We start from the raw sequence: 10,509 nt of genomic DNA, 5'->3' as shown, positions 1-10,509 counted from the left end.
GCGCGCTTCCGGAAGCATTTTTATCAATAGTAACTGTATAATGCTGCCCTGTGGGCAGGGAAGGCAGATTATCAAATTCATAGTGCCCGTTCTTGTCCGTTACTACAGGCTTCACTTCATTTCCATTGATGTCTGTGACGGGGTTACCATCCGGACCGGTCAATTTCAGAACAACACCGGCAATACCGGATTCGTTGCTGTCCTGAACGCCATCCTTGTTTTTGTCCAGCCATACATAGTCGCCGACCGAGACCGACTTTTGAATAAAGCCGAAATCAAGCGTCTTATCCTCTTCGTTATCCTTTGTCAGATCCAGTATTGATGAAGACTGATCTGTTGAAGAATCAAGAGCTGTACCCTTTGAACCATTTTCCTTTGTTGGCGCTAGGTTTGTAAGTGCCTGTTTCGAAGCATTTGAGTCAATTTTAACTGTGTAATGTTGGTTGCCCGACAATACCGGAAGATAGTCAAATTCATAATGACCATTTGCGTCCGTCGTGGTAGGTCTGACAGGTTTTCCGTTAACATCTGTCACTGGATTTCCATCAGGACCAACAAGAGTTAACGTCACTCCAAATATTCCTTTTTCACCGCTATCCTGATTTCCATCTTTGTTACTGTCGAGCCATACATAATCACCTACAGAAACAGACGGTTTATGGAAACCAAAGTCCAAGGTCAGATCTTTATCGCCATCATCCGGTAAATTTCCAGATTCGGCCAATGATGTTGATGAATCATACTTCGTATCAGTGGTTCCCTTTTCTTTTGTAGGAACCAGACCGTTCAACGCAGCTTGGCTATTGTCAATATGAACTGTATAGTGTTCGCCACTTGGCAAAGCAGGGAGATTATCAAAATGATAATAGCCAGTGCCATCGGTTGTAGTCGAACCAACTGTATTGCCATCCACATCTGTAACTGCTTTGCCATCAGGGCCAGTGATCGTCAGCGTCACACTACCGATTCCGCTCTCATCACTATCCTGGATGCCATTCTTATTCGTATCCAGCCAAACATAATCTCCAACAGAGACTTTACCTAAATCATTTAATACAGGTCCAAGTTGTTTTATAGTGATTTGGTCTGAATCAATTGTAAATGGCGTGTTCGGGTCGCTCCCAATCGCATGTTGCGCCGGAGGGGCGATTTCAACAAGTCGATAATTTCCCGGTTCCAGTCCATCAATCTCTAACGTGCCTGATCCGTTTGTAAATAAATGATCGTAATCAATACCGCCAAGTCCGGATTGATCAAAATTTTGTTCATAGCTTACATACTGACTGGAGCTATTTTCTTTTTCCAGTCTGAACTCTGCACCCGACAGCAACGTACCAGTTTTACTATCTTCTTTAGTAAGCGTGACGCTGCCGATAATTTTGTAATCATCTACCGTTATCGGTGCTGTTTGATTTGCCTCAATGGTTATCGGAATGTCATTCGTCCACTTTACATACCCCTGAGGTGCGCTGTCTTCTCTTAAAATATACTTTCCCGGGCGAAGGCTGCCGAATTTCAGCACACCGATTGTGCCACTATCAGTAGCTGTTATCCCTGTTCGCATCGGCACCTGTCCCGTACTGTCATAAAGTGTAAAAGATGCACCGTTAAGAGGAATTGCCGAAGCCGGATTGTCCTTGATCAGCCCTTCTTTTGTAATTTGAAGCGATCCGGGTGTGGAGCCACTTCCATATGCTGATCCGGACATGACAGAAACAATCACATCATTTGCCTGGCCCTGATTGTCTGACGTGACACCGCCGGTACCCGTCAGTGTCGCGGTATTCCCAACATGTTCACCATCCGAAGCTACGATTCTTGATTTATAGTTAAGAATATACGGCGTATTAATGGTTACATTATCTGATCCGCCGCTGCCGTCAAGGAATGTAAGCTTAAAGTTCTGCACACCCGTCGCATTATCCGTCGCGATATCCAGTTTGTAGTCTTTACCTTCTGTCAATGCGGGACCCGTTGTCTGAAGGCTGCCGTTTCCGTCCCCAGTCTCATTTAACTGTGCTTTGTATAGTACGAAGGAACTTGGATCGAGCACTTGATTGGTCGTCGGCGTGTCATCAAGCACCGGTTGGTTTATCGTAGACTGGCTTGCATTAATATCAATGGTCCAATGAACATAAAGCGGGTCGTTGGCAGTATCCTGAGTTCCTGTCTTTGTGACATAGGTGTTTTCATTTTTTGGCGTCGTATACACTGTTTTATTCAACTGATAGGTCGGATTTGAATCATCGGAAATTTGTGCTGTATTCGTAAATGAAGCCGGAATCTGATCTTCACTGATCTTCGTCTTGAATGTAATATAGTAAGGCAGACTCGTTGTCCCGTCTCCATTTTCGCTGTAATTAATGTTAACTTTAAGCGTATTTGCATTACCAGAGTCCGGGGCAGTAAATGTATAGCCATTCGGATCATTAAGTGTTAATGGGGGATCGACAGGTGTGTAAGTATCTGAGTTATCGCCTGTGATATCCATCTGATGAACTTCGAGCGAACCCGCAACATATTGCAGTCCCGAAGGCAGCTGGTCCGTAATAACCGGATTTTTCATCGTTAGTAAGTTGTAGTTAAGCCCAATTTTCCAGGTAATCGCTTTATTCACCGCATCGTAGGTTCCGTCTTTGAATCCATTGTCAACGGTATATGTTTTCGGCGTGAATTGATCTGATGATGAGCTTCCGGGTTGCGGAGTGCCGCCGCTATTATTCCAATCTAAAACTGAGTTATTAACAAAGTTCGTCTTTCCGGAATCAAGTTTCGTATAATCAAACTTTGTTGTATAGGTGATGGTTAAAGTTTTAGTCATATTCGAGGCATATGAACCAAGCAAAGTAACAACAAAACCACCTGTGCCGTTATCCTGCAGCGTATAATCTGTGTCCAGGGTCAGATCCCTTGATCCATCATTTATCGTGAATGGATGGCTGGCATCCACAAAAAGAGAAAGCCCATGGTTGGTATAAGTATCGGTTATTTTTCCGTTGTACATTGAATATTGATTGTTATTTACAGTTATTTTCCAGTTTTGCGTCTTATCCTTATAATTTTCAACACCATCACGTGTTTTTATTATGTTCTGCTGATAAATTGTATTCGTTGCCGTTCCGCCTGTCGGTACAGCGCCTGAATTTTCATTGACAGCATTAGTTACTGTTTCACTATTATTTATTACATACCCAGATGCTTTAGACGTATAAGTGATGATGAGCGGGGTCGTCCCCTCATCTTGTAGAAATGTTATATCAAGTTTCGTTTTGTCACCGCCGGGATTGGAAAGTGAATAATCCGTACCCAGGGCTAAGGATGTAGAACCTTTTATGAGTTTGCCAGTACCTTCATCTAAAGTTGCTTTATAAATCTGTACATTTGCAGCCGAAGCATCTATTTGCTGATTTCCTCCGGAGATCGCATCATGAAGTACAGTGTTCGCTGGTATGTCTTTTTCATCACCATTATAATTAATCGTCCACGTCATTGATTGATCATTTTGGTTGTATGTCCCTTTTTCTTTCTCCAGATGAGTGCCATGCAAATTGTAGATCGTTGGCGCGGAATCGTTGTCATGTTCGCTATCGCTGTCCAGATACGCCGAATTGTCAAATTGATCCGCCGACCCGGCGCCTTGGATGACATCTGTCTTAAGCTGAATCTGATAGGCACTGTTGATATCCCCCAATTTGACTGTCAGTTTGCCACCTGAAACATCTATATCTCCAGGATTGAGGGTAACTGGAGCACCTAAAGTTGTGGTTCCGTCCAATAAAACATTTAATTTATAGACATTTACATCGGAGGTATTCAGAGTCAGGCCAGCAGGTAGCGTATCGGTTACTGTAGCATTCGTCAGACTTTTCTCATTTTCATTGACATTAATGGTCCAGTTAATGAAGTTGGGATTGTACGCCTGATCCTTTGCACCTGTTTTCTCTATCTGCGGGACAGATTTCGTCGGTGGAAAATACAAATGATAATCTACATTACCACTCGTGGTTCCAAAGGTTACGGTCTGTTTTGTTGTATCACTGCTTGAAATGTTGAATTTTACACCCAGATCAACACCACCAGACACATTTGCTTTGCCCTCAATAGAATTATTAAAATTCAATCTGACTTTATGATCTGCTTTAGTCACTTGAAAGGTTCCAATGTCCGTAGAAACACCGTCAATTATGCCTTGTATTGTACCTCCATAATCATACGCCACAGTAAATTGCTGAGGTAAGGTGAATTCATTATAATAATCACTGTCACCGCTAAGCGGAGGGACAGTTTGTCCATTATTTAACATAAAATCATAATGAATACTCGCATTGTCGGTTGGTCCCAGATTTGCACTACCGTCAGTTGGAACAACGTTACCGTCTTTGTCCTTCAAAACAACACCAGTAATAATATTGTCAGTAATTTGGGTATCTGATGCCGCATCTGCCTTCCCCATAAACGGCGATACCGATAGCTGGCTGAAGATAACAAACAGCGACAGGGTGATAATCAAAACCTGTTTGACGTTTTTTTTGTGTTTGGTCTTTTTAAGTCCCAGTAGAAGTCGTTTGGATCTCAATGGGCTTCCCCCTTTGATTTTTGGTTTAGAGTTGCGAATGGAGCGCTGCGGTTATGCTGAGACCGTGCGCTTTTTCTGTTTATTTGAATCCGGAATTGAGCCGGTTGGTGTTAAGTAAGAAGCTAAAAGATTCTCGGCAAAGTATGTATGCTGAATCGTTGCTTTGCTGGAGAATGTAACAGTCGATGCAGAAAAATGTGGAATGAGGGCATCTTTCTGTAAACGTAGTCCATTATAGATGTCCGACCTATACAGTTTCTGAACATTTTTTAACAAACGGGGAAACACGGTCGAATCGCGTCGAACTTTGTGCCTATTATCACAGACAAAAGGACTGCAATCCTGTATCTGGATTGCAGTCCCTTATCTTTCCTTCTATTTAAATTGTCAGTGATCAGTTCATCACGTTTTTGTTTTCCTTATATTTTTCATAGGCGCGTATGGCACCTTCAACATTACCTGTCCGATTGTACAGTGTCATTTCGTATTTCATACTGCGCTCGTCATCCGGCTCGACCCGGTCGATCTGCTGGCAGATATCCAGAGCTTCAGTATAATTTTTGTTCTCAATCAGGAAATCAATCAGCCGATAGCCCTGCTCAAGCCAGAGCTGGCTGAGCCTGACGCGTTCAGGTTCGGCCCAGAGATAGCCGTATTCCGCAAAGTAATGGTTCTTGTACGTCCTGAAAAGGCGGATATGTTCCCTAACGTTTGAAGGGCTGAGGACAGGCAACCCTGCCAAAGCCGTCTCCCACTCCTCCGAATCAACCAGAGTGCCAGACAGGGTCAGTGAATAGCCGATGTCGTTTTTGACAATATGGTGATGGAACGGTAGTTTCTCCATCAGTTTCCGAATCTGGTAGATGGTCGTATAGAGCTGGGTCGTTCCTCTCGACGGATCCGCTTCAGGCCAGAGGAGATCGATCAATGTGTCTTTGCTGACAAAGCGGTCATGCTTATTCAGAAGAAACGCGTAGAGTTCACGCGCCCGGGATGTTCGCCATTTGACCGGTATGTATTTTTTTTCAGTGCCTGCGAGGCTGTAGAATTTCAGACTTCCGAGACATTCAATACCAAACGATTCCTGATTTGTCGCCTCTTCTGCAGGTGCTGTTTCTCGGGCTTTGATCAGACGACCGACTGTTTTCTCCAGACGTTTCTTCATGATCGGTTTAAGGACATAGTCAATCGCATTTAGCTCAAACGCCTGGATTGCGAATTCATTGTAAGCGGTCGTGAAGGCAATTTGAATCTGCGCCCGTTCTGACTGGAGCGCCTCGGCCAGTTCAATACCGCTCATTTCCGGCATTTCAATATCGAGGAACGCAACGTCAGGCTGCGTTTTTTTTACATCATCCAGTGCCTCTTCCGGATCCGTGTAGGTTCTGACCGTTTCAAATGCACCTGTCTCCTGAAGCATTTTACTGAGCTGCTTGCAGGCCAGTTTTTCATCATCAACAACGATTGCCCTCATAATGATACTCTCCTTCCGACCAAAGACGGAGATCACCGATTCTTTTCATCTATTACATTATCGTTACAAATATTATAGCACGGGAGGCCCTCCAGACATATAATTACAAACTCTGACAATGTTTCGTCTCTTCATATTATTAATACAAACTGTTACAATAATCGGCAGAGGCTGCTGTAGCTGCGAGATGAACCAAACGTTAGCCCTGTGCCCGTTTTTCCAATTCTTCCGGGAGTGACTCACAATGAAACTAAGTCGCCTGCCAGCTGTCTTAACGGTTCTTTTTGTATATATCGGCCTCTTTCTGATTTTTTTATCAGGATCACATTTTTCTGTGTATCATGGGCCTATGGCAAAACAGGGCGTGATTGATCTCAACCGTTGGAATTTTGAAAGAAGCGGAACGGTTCAGCTGAACGGGAAATGGGGTTTTTATCCGAACCAGCTCCTTTCTCCGAACGCCATAAGAGCAGGTGCAGGAAAAAATGAGCAATTAGTGACCGTACCTGATAATGGGCAAAGCGTTGACAACAGGAAAATGTACGACATGAAAGCCGGTACGTACCGTCTGCTGATCCGTTCCGCTCGTGACCAGGAGAGCTTCGGCCTGCAGACGTCGGTTATTTACAGTGCAAACCGGATTTTCATAAACGGTGAGCTGGTTGGAAGCAGCGGCATACCTTCGATGGATGGGGACAAACTGGCATCTCTCCGCCCTTCCGTCAGCTATTTTTCGATTCATCGCGGAATTAATGAATTAATCATTCAGGTTTCGCACTCCGAGGGTAATTCGGGATGGGGTATTGCCAAACCCATTACTTTTGGCACTCAGCAGCAGATTTCCCGGAATCACGACCTGACCTTATTTAACGATTTGTTCATGATTGTCTCCTTTTTTATTATGGGACTGTATTTTTTGGGTTATTTCATTCAGTGTCGAAAAGATCTTCATCTTCTTTTCTTTTCAATTATCTGCCTGATTTTTTCCATGATCATTTCCTGGCTCGGTACGGCTCGAATTATTTACCTTATATTTCCGGATTTCTCTTTTAGTGGGATGACCATTCTTGAATCAGTGACCTCAGTAACTGCGTGTGCCGCTGTACTTCTTTATCTCCTCTTTGTTTATCCGGAGCTCGCTTCAAAAAAGATCGTTTATGGCGGAATTGCGCTTTCACTGGTTACTTTGATCACGGACTTTATACCTTTTGTTTTACTGACATCCATCGATCTGGTTCTGCACTTGTTTCTGGCGGTTTCGGCACTTGCCTATACCTCTTACATTTTTGTGCTCGCGATTATCAAAAAGGTCGAAGGCAGCATTTATTTGACGATCGGAACACTCTCGATCAGTATATTTGTTATCATCACGGCAGTCAGCGCATTCAGTGCCAAAGTACTTGCACCGGTCTACTCCATTTCATCGATTCTTTTCCTGCTTATGCTTTCATTAATGATGTCGCAACGATCCTCCAACGCATTCAAACGCAGTGAGTCGCTTGCGGAAGAACTCGTGCGTAATGACAGGCAAAAGGATGAATTCATCGCCAGGACATCGCATGAGTTCCGGACACCGCTGAACGGGATCATCAATATCGCCCAGACTATTCTGGCGGGTAAGAAAGAACGCTCCATCAGTGATGAAAGAGATAACCTTTATCTGATCACCCGGATTGGTTATCGGCTTTCAGCACTCGTAAACGATGTGCTTGATATGGAAAAGATCAAGCAGGGCAAGCTGACGGTCACCCCCGTTCCACTGGATGTTTATACGGTGGTGAATACAGAGCTGGCTTATTACCGGCTGCTTGCGGACAAAAAAGATCTTGATGTCATCAATCATATACCGGAAGGCCTGCCGCTTGTTTTTGCTGATGAAAACCGTTTCCGCCAGATTATTAATAATCTAGTAGACAACGCAATCAAATATACTCAGAAGGGACAGATCACTTTCAGCGCAAAGTTACTGGATCGGTATATCGAGATCATGGTTACAGATACCGGTTCAGGAATCCCTGCTTCAGACCAGGAATCTATTTTTCAGGCCTTTGAGCGCAGGGATGAGCTGAATCAGAGCGAGGGCGCGGGACTTGGTTTGAGTATTGTCAAGCAGTTGGTTGAGTTGCAGAGGGGTAAAATATGGGTACAATCCGAAACGGGGTTGGGATCTATTTTCCATTTTACCGTACCTCTTTTTGATGAAAGTAAAGTCCTTGCCACCGGTTCGTCCGTCCGCATTCCGAGTTCGTTTCCTGCCCCTGAGCTTATGGAAGAACAAACAGCCGCAGCTCTTGCGACGCCATACCGCTCACGCACGGTTGACGCACCAACGATCCTTGTTGTAGATGATAATCTGGATAATCTGAAAATACTGATCGATATGCTTGAGGGGATCCCATATAATGTTATCGCAGTAAAAAGCGGGCGGGAAGCGCTGGACGAGGTTTCTCATTCCCAGCTGGACCTGGTCATCCTGGATCTGATGATGCCGGGTATGTCCGGCTATGAAGTCTGCGGTAAAATCCGCGAGCAATACAGCCTGACGGATCTTCCGGTGCTGATGCTGACGGCAGCAATAATCAATGACGACAAGCATTTTGCTTTCCGAGCGGGGGCGAATGATATTCTAGAGAAGCCGTACAATTTCTCGGAATTATCAGCTCGTATCAGGGGGCTGATTCTGATGAAGAAAGCGGCGAGCCAGGCGGCGAACATGGAAGTTGCCTTCCTACAGTCGCAAATCCGCCCTCATTTTCTCTACAATGTACTCAACTCGATTATCGCATTGAGCTATGATGATATTGAACAATCCCGCGAAATGACCGCCCAGTTTGCGGCGTATCTGCGCGGCAGTTTTGATTTCCAGAATACTTCGGCAATCAGTTCGTTTGGCAGGGAGCTGTCGCTGGTCAAGTCCTATCTGGCGATAGAAAAAATGCGTTTTCAGGAACGGATTCAGGTCGTTTATGATATTGAAGAAGGTCTCGACTTTCCGCTGCCGCCGCTGATGATCCAACCACTCGTGGAAAACGCCGTACTGCATGGCATTGGCAAACGAAAATCCGGCGGCAGGGTTACGCTCGCTGCGCATCGGGAGCACAATTTTTATCTGATCAGCGTGTCGGATAATGGGATCGGCATGTCCGGAGACCAGGTAGGCGAGCTCTTGGCAGGAAAAAACGGACGCAGTGTCGGCCTGAAGAACATCAACAGCCGGCTGAAACATTTTTACGGAACAGAACTGCAGATTGAAAGTACGGAAGGCACAGGAACTACGTTCTCGATGCGGGTACCGGCAGAGTGAGAACGCGGTTCAGATGTAAATCAGAACTTGTGTGTCGAATATCAGAACTTACGTGTCGAGAATTGGAATTCGTTCGTCGAATATCGGAACTTGCGTGTCGAATATCAGTATTTCACAAGATTCAATTCTCCGGAAGGATGTAAATCCTCCCTCTATTGTTGCCCACACTCCCTAAACAGAGCGATTGAAGCAAATATTTTGAGACATCACTAGAATCCAGCCGTAGAAAATCCCGGCATTGCGCGTTAGTGATTGTCGTTCCGCACATCAGTCTGTAATCGGTAAGCAGCGCAGGGATGTGTGCATCTTTTGATATAAAGTTGCAGGATGGGCAATGCCAATTTTTTTGGCGCCATCTCATTGAAAAAGCATGGCATCTTGGACATTGGACACCTTTGACGATATCTTCGAATTTAATTTTTCCAGTTTGGAAAGGGTTGATTTTAAGATCGCGGTGACTGGTGAGAAGTTTGCAGGAAAGGACTTCGAGCTTGTCCGACGAGGCAATGGTTTGAGGGTATTTTTGAATTAGTTCTTCAATTTTGTGTTCAAGTGCGCTACTTCGGATGATTTTTTCGGTTTGAAGAGGATTAATATTCGGGGTTTTAATCACCCCGGGAGAGGCAAACACAACAAGGGTTTCAATCGGCAGATCTGGAAATGCCGGATATTCTTTCCTCAGCCAATAAAGCAGACGCTTTCGATGAATTTCTGCCTGCAGGAGAGGATCGTCGAACGCATCGGTCTGGTGATTGAACTCCCGGACGAGCTGCCGGATACCATTCCCAATCGTTATTGTTCCGGCAATGTTCTTCACTTCAAGTAGGAGAATAAATGTCTGGCTTAAAATGAGACAGTCCATTTGAAATATAGAGTCGCCATTTGCCAACCTGAGTCCGTGAAAGATCAAATAGTCCATTGCAGGCAAAAATTCCAAATAATAACCAATCGACTTTTCGCCTCGGTAACCAGCAAGGCCCTTTCTTAGCTTTTCCTCAAAAATGTCCTTCATAAGCCCCGATTTAAGCCTTTGGGCAAAAACCTGATACTGCGTGACATGATATGGAATTTGACATGGCTTGATAATCACTTCATCACCTCTTTTATTTTTTATATTCTCCTCAATATAGGTGGTTTCCTCCCGAGAAATGAGGT

The 10,509-nt window shown here is 44.6% G+C and carries 4 protein-coding genes; 1 reads left to right on the top strand and 3 read right to left on the bottom strand.

Features of this window, described 5'->3' with window-relative positions:
• Both E4665_RS09750 and E4665_RS09745 read right to left on the bottom strand, forming a co-directional pair.
• On the bottom strand, positions 1-4,576 hold a 4,576-nt coding region (locus E4665_RS09750), incomplete at its 3' end, for an SdrD B-like domain-containing protein (protein WP_241654792.1).
• A gap of 394 nt (positions 4,577-4,970) precedes the next feature.
• Complete coding sequence (locus E4665_RS09745; protein WP_135348612.1) at positions 4,971-6,050, bottom strand: response regulator; 1,080 nt, start codon at positions 6,048-6,050, stop codon at positions 4,971-4,973.
• 244 nt (positions 6,051-6,294) lie between these two features.
• On the opposite strand from E4665_RS09745, the gene E4665_RS09740 reads away from it, so the two are divergent.
• Positions 6,295-9,354, top strand: a complete 3,060-nt coding sequence (locus E4665_RS09740; protein WP_135348611.1) for a hybrid sensor histidine kinase/response regulator — start codon at positions 6,295-6,297, stop codon at positions 9,352-9,354.
• Between the two features lie 121 nt (positions 9,355-9,475).
• On the opposite strand, the gene E4665_RS09735 is transcribed toward E4665_RS09740, so the two are convergent.
• On the bottom strand, positions 9,476-10,444 hold the full coding sequence (locus E4665_RS09735) for a nuclease-related domain-containing protein (RefSeq protein WP_167815177.1): 969 nt from the start codon (positions 10,442-10,444) through the stop codon (positions 9,476-9,478).
• Between the last annotated feature and the right edge of the window lie 65 nt (positions 10,445-10,509).

It is taken from the genome of Sporolactobacillus shoreae, assembly GCF_004684935.1.
GTDB lineage: Bacteria > Bacillota > Bacilli > Bacillales > Sporolactobacillaceae > Sporolactobacillus > Sporolactobacillus shoreae.
The sequence above is the reverse complement of the archived record's forward strand: the minus strand, read 5'-3'. Positions and strand labels throughout refer to the sequence as shown.